This window comes from Kutzneria buriramensis, from assembly GCF_003387475.1.
Classification (GTDB): domain Bacteria; phylum Actinomycetota; class Actinomycetes; order Mycobacteriales; family Pseudonocardiaceae; genus Kutzneria; species Kutzneria buriramensis.
Window position 1 is genome coordinate 470,647 of record NZ_QUNO01000007.1, and the last position, 17,067, is coordinate 487,713.

At 68.9% G+C, this 17,067-nt stretch carries 11 protein-coding genes and 1 pseudogene; 8 read left to right on the forward strand and 4 right to left on the reverse strand.

The window, feature by feature from the left end; translation table 11 throughout:
* Nucleotides 1–75: 75 nt before the first annotated feature.
* Nucleotides 76–534 carry a COG4315 family predicted lipoprotein gene (locus BCF44_RS22880; protein ID WP_116176371.1) on the reverse strand — a complete coding sequence of 153 codons (459 nt, stop codon included), beginning with the start codon at nt 532–534 and terminating at the stop codon, nt 76–78.
* Between the two features lie 150 nt (nt 535–684).
* Here BCF44_RS22880 and BCF44_RS22885 point away from each other — a divergent pair, with 150 nt between their 5' ends.
* The 3 genes and pseudogenes from BCF44_RS22885 to BCF44_RS59265 all read left to right on the forward strand — a co-directional run.
* Nucleotides 685–1,659, forward strand: coding sequence for a CHRD domain-containing protein (locus BCF44_RS22885; RefSeq protein WP_170217690.1), 975 nt, complete (start codon nt 685–687; stop codon nt 1,657–1,659).
* 873 nt (nt 1,660–2,532) lie between these two features.
* Nucleotides 2,533–2,973, forward strand: coding sequence for a hypothetical protein (locus BCF44_RS22895; protein ID WP_211353167.1), 441 nt, complete (start codon nt 2,533–2,535; stop codon nt 2,971–2,973).
* A gap of 833 nt (nt 2,974–3,806) precedes the next feature.
* Nucleotides 3,807–3,905: pseudogene (locus BCF44_RS59265) on the forward strand (integrase core domain-containing protein); the annotation flags it as partial.
* Nucleotides 3,906–4,199: 294 nt separating this feature from the next.
* On the opposite strand, the gene BCF44_RS57740 reads toward BCF44_RS59265, so the two are convergent.
* Together BCF44_RS57740 and BCF44_RS22920 are read right to left on the reverse strand one after the other, a co-directional pair.
* Nucleotides 4,200–7,028, reverse strand: a complete 2,829-nt coding sequence (locus tag BCF44_RS57740; RefSeq protein ID WP_246015429.1) for an AfsR/SARP family transcriptional regulator — start codon at nt 7,026–7,028, stop codon at nt 4,200–4,202.
* A gap of 156 nt (nt 7,029–7,184) precedes the next feature.
* Nucleotides 7,185–7,772, reverse strand: coding sequence for an AfsR/SARP family transcriptional regulator (locus BCF44_RS22920; protein ID WP_147328595.1), 588 nt, complete (start codon nt 7,770–7,772; stop codon nt 7,185–7,187).
* A 368-nt stretch (nt 7,773–8,140) separates the two neighbouring features.
* On the opposite strand from BCF44_RS22920, the gene BCF44_RS22925 reads away from it, so the two are divergent.
* From BCF44_RS22925 to BCF44_RS58600, 4 genes are all read left to right on the forward strand, one after another.
* Nucleotides 8,141–8,749, forward strand: a complete 609-nt coding sequence (locus BCF44_RS22925) for a hypothetical protein (protein ID WP_147328596.1) — start codon at nt 8,141–8,143, stop codon at nt 8,747–8,749.
* A 45-nt stretch (nt 8,750–8,794) separates the two neighbouring features.
* Nucleotides 8,795–9,343 (forward strand): RICIN domain-containing protein, encoded by a 549-nt coding sequence (locus tag BCF44_RS22930; protein WP_147328597.1) that lies wholly within the window; start codon nt 8,795–8,797, stop codon nt 9,341–9,343.
* Between the two features lie 205 nt (nt 9,344–9,548).
* Nucleotides 9,549–10,616 carry an integrase core domain-containing protein gene (locus BCF44_RS57745; RefSeq protein ID WP_116176377.1) on the forward strand — a complete coding sequence of 356 codons (1,068 nt, stop codon included), beginning with the start codon at nt 9,549–9,551 and terminating at the stop codon, nt 10,614–10,616.
* A gap of 29 nt (nt 10,617–10,645) precedes the next feature.
* Entirely contained in the window at nt 10,646–10,780 is a 135-nt protein-coding gene (locus tag BCF44_RS58600; protein ID WP_281283146.1) for a hypothetical protein, read from the forward strand.
* A gap of 1,211 nt (nt 10,781–11,991) precedes the next feature.
* On the opposite strand, the gene BCF44_RS22955 is transcribed toward BCF44_RS58600, so the two are convergent.
* Nucleotides 11,992–12,837, reverse strand: a complete 846-nt coding sequence (locus BCF44_RS22955) for a class I SAM-dependent methyltransferase (RefSeq protein ID WP_116176379.1) — start codon at nt 12,835–12,837, stop codon at nt 11,992–11,994.
* 456 nt (nt 12,838–13,293) lie between these two features.
* On the opposite strand from BCF44_RS22955, the gene BCF44_RS22960 reads away from it, so the two are divergent.
* The gene (locus BCF44_RS22960; protein ID WP_116176380.1) at nt 13,294–16,650 is read left to right on the forward strand and encodes an ATP-binding protein; all 3,357 of its coding nucleotides are present in this window, start codon (nt 13,294–13,296) and stop codon (nt 16,648–16,650) included.
* Nucleotides 16,651–17,067: the final 417 nt, after the last annotated feature.

Genomic DNA, 17,067 nt, shown 5'->3' on the forward strand with positions numbered 1-17,067 from the left:
TGGCGTCCCAACACTTTCGGCAGGACGAACCGATCACCTGATCGGCCGGCTCGATCCCACATGGGACACCTTGGTTCACGGCGTCTTCTTGATGAGTTTGCCGTCGGCTCCGACGACGAACCACGCGTTGTCGACGTTCTGGCCGTCGACGTCGCCGGGCCCCTGGTCGCCGACGTAGTAGTAGAGCAGCCACGAGCCGTACTTGGCTTGTTCGACGCCGTCCGTTCGTTTGGTCTCCGACAACAGCTTCCCGTCCACGCCGTCGCCCGGCGTGAACGCCTTGTCGGAGACCAACGCGGGCCAACTGGCCAGACAGTCTTTCGCGCAGGCGCTGTTGCCCGTTTGGTCGTTGGTGAACGCGTAGAGCGTTCTACCCGACAGGTCCGTGAGGATCGGCCCCAGACTGGACTGCCCGACCCGCACGCCGACCGCGTCTCCCGGCGTCGGGCCCGCCGCAGTGCTGGTGGGCGACGTGCCGCAGGCCGCGAGGCCGCTGAGCAGGACAACGCCGAGCAGGGCGAGACGAGCGCGCATGATTGCTCCCTGATGAGGTCGATCGTGGATTCGTGACACACACGGACGGTCGGTGGCTTCGGTTCACTACGAACTCGGATGAACCGGTACGCGCCGGAGTTCGTGTTGGTGTCGAATCAACTCCTCAGGTCCGTCCTGAAAGGACACATCATGCGAGTGCGCATCCTGGCGCTCACGGCGTTGACCGCCGGTCTCGGCCTGCTCGGCGCGGCGGCGGCCGCCGCGGACCCGATGCCGGGAATGCCCGGCATGGACATGCCCGGCATGACCGACAGCAAGGCGCCGCCGACACCGGTCCCGTCGCTGTCGTCCGCGATCGACCGGTCCAGGCAACGACCGGTGTTCCTGGCGGCACAGCTGAGCGGGGCCAACGAGGTGCCGGTCGCGGGCAAGCCGCCGGTCGGTGACCCGCGGGGCAGCGCCACCGGACTGGTGGAGATCCAGGGCGACAAGGTGACGTTCGCCTTCTCGTGGAAGGGAATCAGCGCGCCGACCCTGGGGCACATCCACCAGGGGGCGGCCGGCGTCAACGGCGACGTGAAGGTGCCGCTGTTCACGACGCCCATGCCGGCCAGCGTCACTGCCGCCGCGGGCGCAGTCACCATCACCGATCAGGCCACTGCCGACGGGCTACGGACCAACCCGTCCGGTTTCTATCTCAACCTGCACACCGCCCAGTTCCCCGGCGGTGCGGTGCGCGGACAGTTGGCCCCGCTGCACGGTTCTTCCGACCTGCTCCAGCTGCTGCAGGGCGGCGGCCTGCACGCGTTTCTCACCGGCCACCAGGAAGTCCAGGTCCCCGGGCAGCCGCCGGTCGGCGACCCCAGGGCGAACGCCGTCGCCTTCATCCAGCCCGGTGGCACGTCCGTCGGTTTCGCCTTCGCGTGGAACAACCTCCAGCCGACGCTCGCTCACATTCACAAGGGTGTGTTCGGGCAGAACGGCCCGGTGGTAGTGCCACTGATCGCCAGCGCCGTGCCCGCCGGCGTGTTCGCCGTCGCCGGCGCCGCGACCGGAGTGGACCCCGCGCTGGTCGCGGACATCGCCCGGCATCCGTTGCAGTACTACGCCAACCTGCACAGCGCGCAGTTCCCAGGTGGCGCGGCACGCGGTCAGCTGTTCTGACACGGCGGTGTCGCCCGTACGTCGAGGACCGACGGGCGACACTGGGCCATCCCCGAGCGCCGCCGACGAGGGAACCTGACATCCATCGCGGAACATCGCCGCCGCCGACCTACCGCGACCGCCGAGGACCTCACCCGCTCAGTTGGCAGACCCTGTGGTGAGTGCGCTGGCGGCGCACAGCGTTCCCCAGAGTCCGGCCACGGCGGCGGCTTTCTGCCGCGCCCGCTGGTCCGGCAACCCAGCCCGAGGCAGACGGCGTCGGCGAGGTCGCACGGCTTGGCCAACAGTGCTGGCCAAGCGATCAGGCCGACGCCGTATGCCGCGGTCACCGCGCCCAGCAGCCGGGGGAACACGGTCATCAGCGATTCTCCCCTTCAGGGTGGTTTGACGGCCGAGGACGTGCGCCAGCGCCTGGTGCACGTCCTCATGCCGGCGGAAGCGATAGCAGGCTGGCTGGCGCCGGCCAGCTCATCGGCGCCTTCGGCGCCGAGCAACAGGCATGGGCCCGCTATCCGAAACCGATCCGAAAACGATTCATCGCACAGCCGTGGTCGAGCGACATCGTTAGGCACGAGGTCGCCCGTCCCCTGCGCCCGGCAAACGGTTCACCGGATGGGGCTGAGCACCGTGAACTCGCCGTCGGCCCGCTCACAGAGCACGCGACCCACCGGGCTTGGCGCTGTGAGACAGATTGGCAGCTCCGCGCGACGCGCCAGAGGGGCATAGGAACCTGGAGGCTGAGTGCCTGAAAGACCTCCGGCGCACCCAGCCTCAGAGCGATGGACGGTTAACCACAACGCTCGCTCATGCCACGGGAGCCGCGCAGTGGTGTCCGCTCACGCCGACGAGCGAGCACGTGCAAGGATCCACCTCGTGGAAGCGGAGATCGTTTCGCGTGCGACGACCGCGGCAACAGCACTGGCGGGAGAGCTGCGTCTGCGGGTCGACGACGCAGTCGTGATTCACAATTCGAACAAACTCGCCCTACACCTGCTGCCGTGCGGCGTGTTCGCCCGAGTAGCACTGGTGGGGCAAGAGGTAGCTGCGCTTGAGGTCGAACTCGCTATGCAACTCGCTGGAACCGCGAGCCCGGTCGCCGCGCTGGAACCCCGGATTGCGCCGCGGGTCTACGAACGCGACGGCTTCGCCGTGACCTTGTGGACTTACTACGAGGTCGTGGCGCCTGACCTGCACTTCCCGGACGCATACGCAGACGTTCTCCGACGCCTGCACACCGGCATGCGATGCTTTGGGGCTCGCAAAGTCATCGTCGCAGGTGGAAGCCTGCGTGCACAGCCCCCCGGTGGCAGCTGAGATGCTGCCCCGATGATCGTTTCGATACTGTATCGAGCAACGCGCGCGCTGCTGTCCGTACCGGCGGTACTGCTGCGTAGGGACACCGCCACCAAGGCCGAACTGCTCGTGCTGCGGCACGAGAATGCGGTGCTGCGACGACAGTTCAACGGTCCAAGCCGCTACGAACCCGCGGATCGGCTCTGGCTGGCCGCGCTGTCGTCGCTACTGCCGCGCCACCGCTGGCGCAGTGTCTTCCCGGTCGCCCCGGGGACGCTGCCGACCTGGCATCGCAGACTGGTCGCCAGGAAGTGGACTACACCGCCCGACGCCAACGCACCGGCCGCCCACCTACTGTGGCCGGGCTCAAGAAGTTGACGCTGCGCTTGGCACGGGAAAACCCACGGTGGGGCCACCGCAGAATCCAGGGCGAACTGGCCTGGCTGGGGCATCGGATCGCACCGTCTACGGTCTGGAAGATCCTGAATGCAGCCGGTATCGACCCCGCTCCGCGCCGCACCGGCCCCAGTTGGCGTGAGTTCCTCACCGCCCAGGCCGAGGGGATCATCGCTGCGGACTTCTTCCATGTGGACACGATCACCGGCAGACGGCTGTACGCGCTGGCGTTCCTCGAGCATCACATCCGCACGCTCCACATCACCGGCGTCACCGCGCACCCGACCGCGCAGTGGGCGACCCAACAGGCCCATGACCTCGCCAACGACCTGGATAGCCGTGTCGAGTCCCTCCGCTTCCTCCTCCGCGACCGAGACAGCAAGTACACCGCCTCCTTCGACGCTGTCTTCGAAGCAGACGAGATGAAGGTGCTGCTCAGTGCGCCTCAGGCTCCGCGCATGATTGCCCACTGCGAGCGAGTGATCGGCACCATCCGCCGAGAGGTCCTCGACCACGCTCTCATCATGAACGAGGCCCACGCCGAACAGGTCCTCGCCGAATACCAGGAGCACCACAACAGGCATCGACCACACCGGTCCCGAGACCAGCGGCCACCCGACGCCCAAGAGCACCCCTGTCCCGTCCGGGACTTCGAGGCCCGCAGGGCTGGTACGCACCCGCGTCCTCGCGGGGGGTCATCAACGAGTACCGCTACGCCTCCTAAGCTGCAGCGACGACTTTTCGATGCTGATGGCCTTCTCGTGGCCGCCGGGCACGAAGACGGCCGGGTCGAGGATGGCACCGAGTTCGGCGAAGCCCTGGCCGGCGGCGGCGCGTGGTGTGACGCAGTCTCATGTGAGGTGGCCGAGCGTGTCGAGCTGCCGTCGGATGCGGTCGGCCTCCTGGGTCCGGTCCTGATCGCGGTAGAGGTCGAGCGCCTGCTGCCAGGCGGTGCGGGCTGGTTCACGGCGGCCGAGGGCGACGTGAGGGTGTCCGAGGGCGGCGAGGATATCGGCGGAGAAGAACGTGTTGCCGAGGCGGCGGTTCAGGGTGAGGGCCTGTTCATAGAAATCGACGGCTCGCTGGTAGTGGCCGGTGTGGTGCTCGATGTAGCCCAGGCTGTCCAGGGCGGCGGCGAGGCCATCGGGGTTGTCGTGGTGTCGGTGCAGGGTCACGGCGGCCTGACAGTAGGTGCGAGCGGTGTCGTAGTCGCCGAGGCGCGCGGCGTACCAGCCCACTGCGTTGAGCGCGTAGGCCTCCGGCACCGGCTGGTCGAGGGTCCGATACAGGTCCAACGCGCGCATGGCATGCTCCAGCGCCCGCTGGTCGTGTCCTCGTCGCGCCCAGGCTCTGGCGAGCTGGCGGTGGGTGTGGGCCTGCTCGACAGGTTCGCCGCCGATCGTCGTGGTGGCCAGGGTCAGGGCCCGGTCGAGGTGGGCGATCGCCTCGTCGTGGTGTTCGAGGCCGGCGTACGCGACACCGAGCAGACGGTGGGCGCGGATGAGGGTGACCGGGTCGGGCAGGTGCGCGGCGGCTTCCGTCGCGGCCTGCCACACCGCGAGCGCGTCGTGGCGGCGGGCTCGCCGGTCGTGGAACGTGCTCAGGGCCCAGGCGAGCTGCCACACCGTGGGATGCCACGCCTGCGCGGCGGCGACCTGCTGGGCGGCCAGCAGGTTGGCGTGCTCGGCCCCCAGCCATGCTGCCGCTGCCGACGCGTCGATCAACGGGTCGACGCCCGGGACGCGCGGGGTGGGCGGGAGAAGTTGGATGAGCGCACGGTGGGGGTCCAGCAGGCGGTCGGCGGTGTGGGCGGTGTCGGCGTAGAAGTCACACAGCCGGCGTAACGCCTCGTGCCGCTCGGCCGGGCTGTCATGGGTGTCGGCCTGTTCGGCCGCGTAGGCGCGCAGCAGGTCGTGGCTGGTGTACCGGCCGGGCGTGTGCTCGGTCATCAGCTGAGCGTGTGTCAGTTCGCCGAGGGCCCGGCGGGCGCGGTCGGCGTCGAGGGCCGCTAGTCCGGCCGCCGCCGGCAGGCTGACGTCCGGCCCCGGGTTCAGGCCCAGCAGCCGGAACAGGCGAGCCGCCGGCGGGCTGAGGGTCTGGTACGACCAGGAGAATACGGCGCGCACGTCCGCCGCGGCCTCGCCGACGGCGAGGGCGTCCAGGCGCCGGCGGGTGTCGCGCAGTTCGTCCACGAGATCCGGCAGCGGACGTGTCGGACGCAGGGCGGCGTGGGCGGCGGCGATGTTCAGGGCCAGCGGCAGACGCGCGCACGCCTCGATCAGCTCGCCGGCCGCCCGCTCATCGGCGAGAACGCGCTCGTGTCCGAAGCGGTGGATGAGCAGGATCCTGGCCTCCTGCTCGGTGAACAGATCCAGGGTCACCGGCACGGCGCCGTTCAGGGCGACGAGGCCGCCGAGCCGGTCGCGGCTGGTGACCAGCACCAGGCAGCCGGGCGCGCCGGGCAGCAGCGGCCGCACGTGCTCGACATCCCGCGCATTGTCCAGCAGCACCAGCATCCGCCGCTCGGCCAGCTGCGAGCGGTACAGCGCGGCCTGATCGTCGGGACGGGCCGGGACCAGCCGCGCGGGCACGCCGAGCGCCTCCAGGAACCCGCGCACCGCCGTAGCCGGCGCCACCGGCGCGCCGGACGGATCGAAGCCGCGCAGGTTGACATACAGCTGCCCGTCGGGGAAACGGTCGGCGTTCTGATGCGCCCAGTGCACCACGAGCGCCGTCTTGCCGATGCCCGCAGTGCCGCCGATCACCGAGGTCACCGCCGCCCCGCTTTCAGAGGCCTGACTCAGCAGCTCGGACAGCACCTTGAGCTCATCTGCGCGGCCGACGAAATGCCGTACGTCGGCCGGCAACTGTCGCGGCACCACGGACTGACCGGCCAGCGGCGACATGCTCGCCGAACGCGGCGACGTAAGCAGATCGGCATCCCCGGCCAGAACACGCTCGTGAAGCTGCCGAAGCTCGGGTCCGGGCTCGATACCCAACTGGTCTATCAGCACCTGGCGTGCGTCTTGATAGACCATCAGAGCCTCGGCCTGGCGCCCGCCACGGTACAGGGCGAGCATCAGCTGCACGTGGAAACGCTCGCGCAATGGGTGTTCGGCGATCAGGGTCCGCAGATGCGGGATCAGCCGGTCATGCCGTCCCAGGCGCAGCTCGGCCTCGGCCCTCCATTCCAGCATCTGCACGCGTTGCTGATCGAGGTGTGGCGCCCACGCGTCGCGTAGCGTCTGGCTAGGCACATCGGTCAGGGGCGTGCCGCGCCACAGGGCCAGCGCCTGGCCGGCTGCGGTCGAGGCCCTGGCCCAGTCGTCGGCGCGGATGGCCACACCCACGTCCTGGCAGAGCACCTCGAACCACGAGGCGTCCACTTCGTCGGCGGACGCCTCGATCAGGTAGCCGGGGGCACGCGTGCGGATCCGCGCCCCCGCCTCGGGCCCGAGCGCCCGGCGCAGTCGCACGATCAGGCCGCGTACCGCCGCCGGCGCCCCCGCCGGCGGGTTGCGGTCCCACACGATCTCGCTCAACTCGTCGACCGGCACCGGCTGGCCCGCATGCCACAGCAGCGCCGCCAACAGCGCCCGCAGCCGACCCGCCGACACCAGCGACGGTTCTTGCACATCCTCGGCGACGACCCGCAACGGGCCGAGAACCGCGAACCACACCGACGCCCCCTCGCCAAGACGGCGAGCCCCGACACTCGCCCCCGCCGGTAGCAGGCGATCTCACACGGATATCGCAGAGATCTCACACGACCTGACCACTCTAGTCAGGCGCCATCGGCCACACCAAACGACAGTGACGGACCACTGGAGCCACCATCACAAGAAAGGGACCCATTTCATGCGGAGACTTCGCGTCACACTGGCGGCAGTCGCGCTCGCCGGCCTTGGAGCACTCGGCGGCATCGCCACCGCCACCTCAGCCGCCAGGGCAGCGGAGCCGAGCGCCACGCCCGCCACCCTCAGGCGCAGCCGGTCCGATTCGACGCCGGCCAGTGGCTCGCCCTGCCACAGCTCCAGTGCGTCGGCGAAGTGGCTGGCGGCACGATCCCAGTCGGCCGCCGCGTAAGCGGCGTACCCGCGCTCGCACAGCGTCTCGAACCGGCGCAGGTCCAACTCATCAGCCCGGAGATCGAACACATAGCCCGGCGCGGCAGTCCGGATCCGCGGCGCGACGGAAGCGCCGACGACCTGGCGCAGCCGGGTGAGCATGGTCTGCAGCGCGGCGCGCACCTGCCGGGGCGGATCGTGATTCCAGACGTAGTCGGCCAGCGGGTCCACCGACACCACTGTGCCGGCGTGGACGATCAGCGCCGCCAGCAGCACACCGCCGCGACCGGTCGGCACCGGGCGGGTGACACCGTGGTCGTCACAGATCCGCAGCGGACCGAGCACGACGACATCCACGACTCCCCCCGAAGCCCGCCGGCCACGCACATGATCTTGTAAGCCACTGGTAAGCGGTCCGTATGCGTGGACCGGCAGTGTGGCCGCACGCCGTCCCGGTGGGCGGCCCGATACGGCGAGTCCACCGCAACCGTGGCGGAGGACTCACCTCTCGGCGATCACGAAACCCATGTGATCAAGCTCCACCGCACACGATTCGCGGCCCCTGACCGCCTCGCCATCCTCGTCGCGGCGTGACGCGGCGATCGGCGCCACCACCCGGGCCCGTCGGCGATCCCTGCTCCGCCGCGCCCACAGCAAGCCCTGGTGCACCACCTGCCCAGGGAACGACCACCAGAGGGGAACCCATGGGACTGGGAACGAGATATTTGCGCAGATTGTTGGGCGTCACGGTGCTCGCGGTGGCGACCCTGACGTTCGCGACCACGACCAACGCCAGCGCGGCGGCGCTGCCGATCCTGCACTCCGGCATGACCGGCACCGGACAGGAAGCGCATCAGTGCACGGTGATCGGAAATGACGGCACCACCGAGGGGGTGGTGTGCATCGACATCCTCACCGGGGTCTACGAGAGCAACAGCGGTCCTGGCACCTACGCCAAGGACCAAGCCGAGGTGTTCTGCCAGAACATGAACACCAACCAGCCGGTTCAGTGCGCGAATGCCCTGGTCACGTTCGGTCTCTACAACGCGGCCGGGGGTGCCAACTCCGGTACCTACGAGTGCGGGCACTCCTACGGCCCGTGTTCCGGCGGGCGCAACTACTACACCAACACGACATTCGACTACCCGTGGTCGAGCTGGTCCGACAGCAACTGCGCCGCCAACGTCAGCGGACCGACTTCCGTGTGGGCCGTGGCTTTCGGAAGCAATGACAACACCGTCATCGAACTTCCCGGCTCGGACAAGTACGTGTCGTTGACCAGTGGTAACGACGGAACCAACGAGTCCAGCGGCCACTACTTCATCTGCCCGTAGCTTTCGCTGCACTGCTCGCTGTCTCTTCGACCTCAAGGAGTTCACGTGCGGATTCGAACGATGGCCGCGGCCGCCGCGGTGGCGGTCACGCTGGTCCCGACGCTGGCGGCCACCGCCGACGCGGCACCGGCCAAGCCCCTCGTGTCCCCCGTATACTACCTCCACAGCGCCAATGGCGGTCACTGTCTCGACGCGGAGAACGACGCCGGCGGCCAACCGTGGAACGACGGCGACAAGGTCCAGATGTGGCACTGCATCGGCGCCGATCTGCAGCAGCAGTGGGCCTTCTACAGCGACGGCACCATCCGGAACAACAACGGGCTGCTCTGCCTGGACGCGGAGAACGACGCCGGCGGTCGGCCATGGAACGACGGCGACAAGGTCCAGATGTGGCACTGCCTGGCAGGTGACGCACAACAGCAGTGGACCTACTACGTCAACGGCGACGCCACCATCCGCAACGGCAACGGTGGCCTCTGCCTGGACGCCCAGACCGACGCGACCCACAGCCCGAGCACCGACGGCGACAGGGTTCAGGTGTATCACTGCATCAGCGGCGACGAACAGCAACGGTGGCTCTGGGAGCAGGTCTGACAAGGCCCGAGGCCGGTCGGCATCGCCGACCGGCCTCACGGTGGTAGGGCCGTTCGGCTCTTGACGATGATCAAGCAGCCGAGAGGTCCCGGGCATTGCACCTAGCTTGAGTTTAACCTGTTCGGCTGTGGGGTCCCAGAAGTCGGCCCACGCATCCGACCTGCGACGACAGGCACGATCAGCGGACACGGCATGATCGCCGGTCGTGGCGGTGCGTCTGCTCTACCTGATCTTCCTTCGGCGTGCGGGACTGCTGGTGCTGCTCAGCCGCTCGTCAGCATCCAAAAACGCCGAGTTACTGGTGCTCCGCCACGAAGTCACCGTGCTGCGCAGAAGCAACCCGAAACCGCGCCTGGACTGGGCCGACCGGGCTGTGTTCGCCGCGCTGGTCCGGCTGCTGCCCACAGGGCTCCGGCTACACCGGCTGGTCACCCCGGGCACGATCCTGCGCTGGCATCGGCGCCTGGTAGCCGCGAAGTGGACCTACCCACACCGCGTCGGCCGTCCGCCCATCGACGACGCGATCACGAGACTGATCGAACGCATGGCCACCGAGAACCACAACTGGGGCTACAAAAGGATTCAAGGCGAGCTACTCAAGCTCGGCCACCAGGTCAGCGCCTCCACCATCCGACGGATCCTGAAACGAGCGCGCATACCTCCCGCTCCGGACCGGCACACCGACACATCCTGGCGACAGTTCCTGTGCACGCAAGCCTCGACGATACTGGCGTGTGACTTCTTTCACGTCGACTGCGCGCTCACCCTCAAGCGGATCTACGTGTTCTTCGTGCTGGAAGTCGGCAGCCGCTACGTCCACATCCTCGGCACGACAACCAGTCCGGACGGCACGTGGACCACCCAGCAGGTCCGCAACCTCGTGATAGACCTCGGTGACCGAGTCGACGAGTTCAGGTTCCTCGTCTGCGACCGGGCAGGCCAGTTCACGGCCTCGTTCGACGCCGTCCTGACCGACGTGGGCATCACGACGGTGAAGATCCCGCCGCGTTGCCCACGGGCGAACTGCTACGCGGAACGGTTCGTGCGCACCGTCAGATCCGAGCTCACCGACCGCATGCTGATCCTGAGCCAGCGGCATCTGCGCGCCGTGCTCGCCGATTACGTCCGGCACTACAACGGTCGACGGCCGCACCGGTCCCGCGAACTTCGCCCATCACGGCCGACCCACCCGGCGGCGCCCCTCAACTCCCAGTGGATCAAGCGACAGCGGCTCCTGGGAGGCCTGATCAACGAGTACGAGCAAGCCGCGTAAAGCTACTGGTCAGAGCCGGTGGCTGACTTTTGGAACCCCACAGGCTGGTGGGCCACAGCGGCACGGCGGTGACGGAGGCGGTCTACCGCCACCAGATCAAGCCGGTGATGGAGGAGGGGGCGACGGCGATGGACCGGATCTTCCCGGGCAAGCCGAGGCCGTAGTCACGCAGATAGTCACTCAGCAAGGCAGAGGCCCTGCCACCTGTGATGGTGGCAGGGCCTCTGACCTGCTACTTCGACCGTCGGGACGACAGGATTTGAACCTGCGACCCCTTGACCCCAGTCGTGCCCGAATGACGCGCTGACCTGCGGAAACAGAGAATCTCCTGCGTGCTGTGGGTCTGTTGACGGCGGATGATGGGGGATTGATGCCGTTGCCGTAGGTACGTCGCTCCTGTTTCGCTCCTGCTCCTGCAGACCTACGAGACCGTCACGGTGGAGTTGTCTCCGGATTTGGGTTTGCTGCTTGACCTGCATGGACGTAGTTTTCGGCACGCACAGGATCGACCCGACCATGGACGCAGCCGGGATGGCGCACCGAACCGCAAGCATCGTCGCGTTCGTCTGCCTTCCGCTGGCCGTGCTCGCTTCGGTGCGCCGGGCGTTCCCTTACGCACCACGACGGCGACTGACTGCGCGGCTGCCGGAACCCGGACAACACGGTCCGGGCATCGACACCGGCCCCGAGCAGGGCGACATTGCCCACTGCGGCTCCTTCGTGATCGTTGCGGTTCCCCGGCCGAACACACATCGACACGACGACGCCGTCCCATGAGGTCGGCTGATCAACTCTCACCCTGCCGGACCAGCGCGAACCCACCCGGACGATAAAGAACAAGCTTAGGCCGGTGGAAGGCGGGCCGGCCGGCTCGGACCGCGACACAGATCCCGGCCGCCCCGAGCCCGAGGACGGCGGCCGGGATCAGGACGCGGAACCAGTCGTGTGTGCCGTACAAGGCGGACAGGTACGCCCCGAACACCGTCAACACTGCCCGGATCGCGTGCGGGGGCGCACATCGCGCCATGCGCACATCGCCGCAGGGATGGCGGTTGCAGAACTTCCCATCACCGTGGGACACGACGCCGGAAGAGCGTAGCTGTCGCGCGCGGAGCGTGGGCACCCTGGTGTAGGCAGGTAGAAGTGGCTCGTCGCTGGTCATGATCTAAAGAAGATCGAACTTCGATGGTGGTACGGGCCGGTAATGACCCGTACCACCAAGGCTTCCCGTCGACACCCTCGGACTGCGCCCAGCATGAGCAAAACGGACACGAGGCGACCACGCCGAGGCCCTGGAGGTTGCTGTACTCCTCTGCCGTACCGTCACCGCCTGGCCCTCGCAGACGGTGACGGTGCCGGCGTGGCCTGCGCTCGCTCAGGTGACCCGCGCGGCCACCAGGGTCTCGAAGGTAGAGGGCCGCAGGCCATCGGTACGGCCGGCGAAGTACCGCTGCTGGAGGTCTGCACGTGCGGGGTGGTCCACGACCTTCAGCCCGCACCGGCTGACCAGCCTCTCGATCTCGGATACCGGCCAGCCAGGCTGAAGAGGCTCGCCGGCAGCAGCCGCGATCGGCGTGTAGATCCGGGCGAATTCCGTCCCCGCGTCGTCGAGCACACAGTCCTCGGCCCGGTAGGAGAACACCACCTCAGACCCGGGAGCAGCCGCCGCGATCGTGCGCAACGTCGACTCGATCGCCGGTGCCGTCAGGTAGGGGGCGACGCCCGTCCAGCAGAACATCGCCGGCTGCGCCCAGTCGAACCCGGCCGCGCCCAGAACATCCTGAACCGGTCCGGCCTCGAAATCAGCCGGCACGAACACCTGCGAGGCGCTGAGCGGCAGGCCGAGCTCCCTGACCCGCTCGAGCTTCCAGGCCTGGGAGGCAGGGTGATCAACCTCGAACACCGTCAGCTCGCCGAGCAGATCCGGCCGTCGCCACGCGAACGAGTCAAGTCCCGCGCCGAGAATCACGTACTGCGTGAAGGCACCGGCTGCCAGCCGGTCCTCGGCGTACCGGCTGCGGGTGCAGACAGCCGCGCGGGACTCGCGGCGGACCGGGCGGGGGAACAGCGGATCGAACTGGTCTCGCAGCTGCTGCCATACCGGGCCGACAAGCACCAGGGCCAGCACATCGTCCAGTACCCACGGCGACGCCGTCTCCAGGCGAAACAATCCACGCGACACGGCCGCAAACATCGCCGTCCTGCTCGGCGCGCTTTCCATGCATTCCTCCTCGCCGGCCAGAACCCAGCATGCTGGCCACGCCCGCGCGCCCCGCGCATTTCACAGGATGCGCCTGAAGCGCCCTGACGGCCACAGCCAGATCGCCTGGCAGCCACGATCTGCTCGCCATCGGGATCCTCCAAAACGGCCGGGCACGCCGGCATCACAGCCGCCTGCACGCCACCACGTCCGGGACGCCACCAGGACCCCCGAGACCCTCCGACTCGACCCGGCGTGAATAGAACGGACATAACGCTATGCCGAGGCCTTGCGATTCCACTGCCTGTAGGATCCCGTTCCGCAGTGTTCCTCGACGGCGTGAACACCACACTGGCGGCGCGCGGTCCGAGTCCACTCAGAGCCCGCTCACATCACAGGTATCCCACGGTGCCGGCGGCACTCTTGTGCCCGCAGGTTCACTTGGAGGGCCGCGTGGAAATTCGGCTACTTGGGGCCATGGAGGTTCGCCTGCGCGGCCGGCCGCTGGCGCTCGGACCGCGCCAGCGGCGGCTGGTGCTCGCGTTACTCGCGTGCGAGGTCAACCGCGTGGTGGCGGTTGGCCGCCTGGTCGAGTTGGTGTGGCCGTCTTCGCCGCCCCAGTCTGCGGTGCATGCCATCCAGGTGAACGTGTCCGGTCTACGGTCCGTGCTGGCGGATACCGGTGGCCAGATGACGCTGGAGACGCACGGCGCCGGGTATCTACTGCGCGCCGATCCGCTGTCGATCGACCTCCACCGTTTCACCGCGCTGCTCACGCAGGCCCGGCAGACCAACGACGATCTGGGTCGAGTGGCGCTCATTGACGAGGCGCTCGCGCTGTGGCGTGGTCCGATGCTCGTCGACACCGCCTCCGAGTTTACCCAGCACCGGCTCGGCGCAGGACTGTTTGAGGCGCGCCTGGTCGCCATCGAGGACCGTCTCGATGCGCTGTTGCGGGTCGGTCGGCACGGCGAGGTTGTCGACGAATTGATTGGCTTGGTCGACGCTCACCCGACCCGCGAACGGCTGATCGGGCAGTTGATGCTCGCGCTGTACCGGGGCGGGCAGCCCGGCCAGGCGCTGGAGGTCTTCCGCCGTGCCCGCAAGCATCTCGCCGACGAACTCGGCATCGACGCGGGCGTCGAGCTGCGGCAGCTGGAGATGGCCATTCTCAATGCCGATGCCGCGCTCGCCCGCCCTTCACGGGCCGCTTCGGCTCGGTCCAGCCCGCGGTTGGGGTCCGGGAGCATGTTCGTCGGTCGCCGTCGCGAGCTGGCGCAGCTGGCCGAATGGCGGGCCAAGGCGATGTCCCGCCAGACCACGGTCGTGCTGCTGGAGGGTCCGGCCGGCATCGGCAAGAGCACGCTGCTGGACTCCTTTTCCAAGGCCGGCAAGGTGTTGCGCGGCAACGGGGTCGGCGACGAGGGTGCGCCGGCGTACTGGCCGTGGCGGCAGGTCTTCCGCCAATGGCTGGCCGGCGTGGAGCCGACCGTGGCCGCCGACACGCTGGGCGACGCCGCCGACAAGATCGCCCGGATCGTGCCGGAGCTGCACCGGTTCGCCGGTCGCGCCACCGAACTGCGGCCCGCGACAGCCGAGGAGCGGTTCGCGCTGTTCGACCAGGTCACCGAGTTCGTCACGCGGATGGCTGCCGACGGTCTGGTGATCGTGATCGACGACCTGCACTGGGCCGACCCGGCCTCGCTCCTGCTGTTCGGCCACCTCGCCCGGAGCGTGCACGCCCGACTGCTGCTGGTCGGGGCGTTCCGCCCGTACGAACTGCGCCAGATCCCCCGTGGCGTCGCCGTCCTGGCCGAGGTCACCCGGCTTCCCGGGGCCCGCCGGCTCGAACTGACCGGCCTGTCCACGGCGGAGGTCGCCGAGCAGTTGACGGCAGAACTCGGCCGGCCGTGCGAGCCGGACGAGGCCGCGACGGTGGCCCGCCGCACCGGCGGGAATCCTTTGTTCGTCAGGGAAATCGGCCGCCTTCGCCGTACTGATCCGAACGCCGTGCCGACCGGCGCCCGGGACGCGATCCACCAGTACCTGAGCGTGCTGTCCCCATCCTGCCGAGGGCTGCTCACCACCGCGTCCGTACTATCGACCGACATCGACCCGGTGGCGCTCGCCGCCGTGTCCGACGCGACCATCGAGGAGGCGCTGAACGCACTCGACGAGGCCGTCGCCGCCTCGGTGGTGGACCCGGGTTACCGGTTCGCGCACGACCTCGTGCGGGACTGCCTTGCGCTGGACCTCGCCGCCGCGGACCGGGCGCGGATCCACCTGCGGGCAGCGGAGGATCTCGAGGCCCGCAACGGCCATCCCGCTCAGATCGCCCACCACCGCCTCGCCGCATTGCCTCTGGGCGACGCGGCGGCCGCCACCGCCGCCGCGGTGCGGGCCGCCGAACAGGCGGTGTCCCAACTGGCCTACGAAGACGCCGTCCGCCTCTACGACGAGGCGATCCGCGCCAACGGCGGACCCGACGTGAATCTGCTGATCGGGAAGGCGACCGTCCACTACCAGTACTACGACGACGAATCTGCCCGCCAGGCCCGCGCGCAGGCGGCGGAGCTGGCCCGGGCCACCGGTGATGCCACCGGGTTGGCACGCGCCGCGCTGGGCCGGCTCGAACGGGCGGATCCGACCTGGCAGATGGATCCGGCCTGGCTGGACACTGTCATGCCGTGGTGCGAGCAGGCGCAGGCCGAGCTGCCCGAAGGCGACAGCGTGCTGCGCGCCCGGCTGCTCACACTGTGGGCGACGATCACGTTCTCGGCCGGCGACGAGAACGCCGCCGTGTGTGCCGTCGACGCCGCGTTGGCGATGGCGGAAAGACTGGGCTCGCCGGAGGCTCTGGCGGCCACGCTGTGGGCCCGGCAGCATGTGAACTCAGGCCCGGACGGCAACCACGAACGGCTCGCCCTAGGCACCCGCATGATCGGCCTCGCCGGCCGCATCGGCAGTTGGACCGCCGTGTGGGGGCATCTGTGGCGGTTCGACGCCCTGATGCAGTTGGGCCGCGTGCCCGAGGCCGATCTGGAACTGGACTTGCTCGAACCGGTGGTTGCCCGGCTCAACCGCCCGGTCGACCGCTTGCATCTGCACCGCAGCCGGGCCGGTGTACTCCAGGGACGCGGCCGGTTCACCGAGGCCGAGCGGCACCTGGCCGAGGCGGCCCGGCTCGCCGAACGCGGGCGGAACCCGTACGGCATCGCGGTGATCGCGATGGGCCGGGCGTTCATCGGCATCTCCACCGACATCGCGCCCGGGGCGGTCCCGGAGGACGTGCTGGACCGGGGCTTCGGCTGGCGGATCATGGCCCGGATCGCGCTGGCTGCGGTCAGTGTCGAGGTCGGGGACCTCGACCGGGCGCGTGAGATCTACCGTGGGCTGCCGCCTCTGGCCGAGGTGCCCAAGCCAGCCTGGTTCACGGTGCTGGTCCTCGCCCAGTATGGAGGGGTCGCCGCCGCGCTCGGCGACGTCATGACTGCCGACGCCGTGTACCGGGAGCTGCTGCCGCACGCCGACCTGCACATCACCGCCGGTGCCGGCGTGATGCTGACCAGCGGCTCGGCGCGGCACATTCTCGGTCTCACCGCCGCTGTGTGCGGCCGCATCGACGACGCCATCGACCACATGAGCACCGCCGTCGCCGTGAACACTGAGGCCGGGTTGGACGCGTGCGCCGCCGATTCCCGCTGCCAGCTCGCCCGGCTGCTTCGGCAACGTGGCGATCATGCCGAAGCCCAGCGGCACGCTCGGGAGGCCCACGCCGCCGCCGTCCGGCTAGGCATGCCGCGCCTCGTCGCCCGCGCGACCGCGCTGATGTGATGGACGAAAAGAGGACAGGTCCGCGCCGTCACTGCCGGGGGATGCCGCCGCACCTCGATGGCATGCTCAGCGCGCTGCGCAACGACCCCCATCCGCGCCCGGGCAGCCGGCGACGCTGCCCAGTACGATTGCCTTGGCGCCAGTCATGGTTCGCCCCATCGCTGCTGGACCTGCTCGCGAGTGGCCACGTCAAAGGAGTGCTGAATGGGGGTTGCTCGCGTTTCTCTGGTCGTCGGTGCCGCGTTGCTCGTGGCGACAGCGGTACTCGGTCTCGTCCCCATGACCGTGCCGCTTGACCGCGGGCACAGTGCGCCAACAACGTTGTCCTGCGGCACAGCACTGGCGGAGTCGGCCGAGTATCAGTCACTTCGGTCGGGCGGCGCACCTGAGACCACGCCATCGGCGTACGTTTTCATG

What these genes read in the sequence shown, in the direction of transcription:
- BCF44_RS22885 (WP_170217690.1), top strand. Translation starts at nt 685, where the DNA reads ATGCGAGTGCGCATCCTGGCGCTCACGGCGTTGACCGCCGGTCTCGGC.
- BCF44_RS22960 (WP_116176380.1), top strand. Translation starts at nt 13,294, where the DNA reads ATGGAGGTTCGCCTGCGCGGCCGGCCGCTGGCGCTCGGACCGCGCCAG.
- BCF44_RS22880 (WP_116176371.1), bottom strand. Translation starts at nt 534, where the DNA reads ATGCGCGCTCGTCTCGCCCTGCTCGGCGTTGTCCTGCTCAGCGGCCTC.
- BCF44_RS22955 (WP_116176379.1), bottom strand. Translation starts at nt 12,837, where the DNA reads ATGGAAAGCGCGCCGAGCAGGACGGCGATGTTTGCGGCCGTGTCGCGT.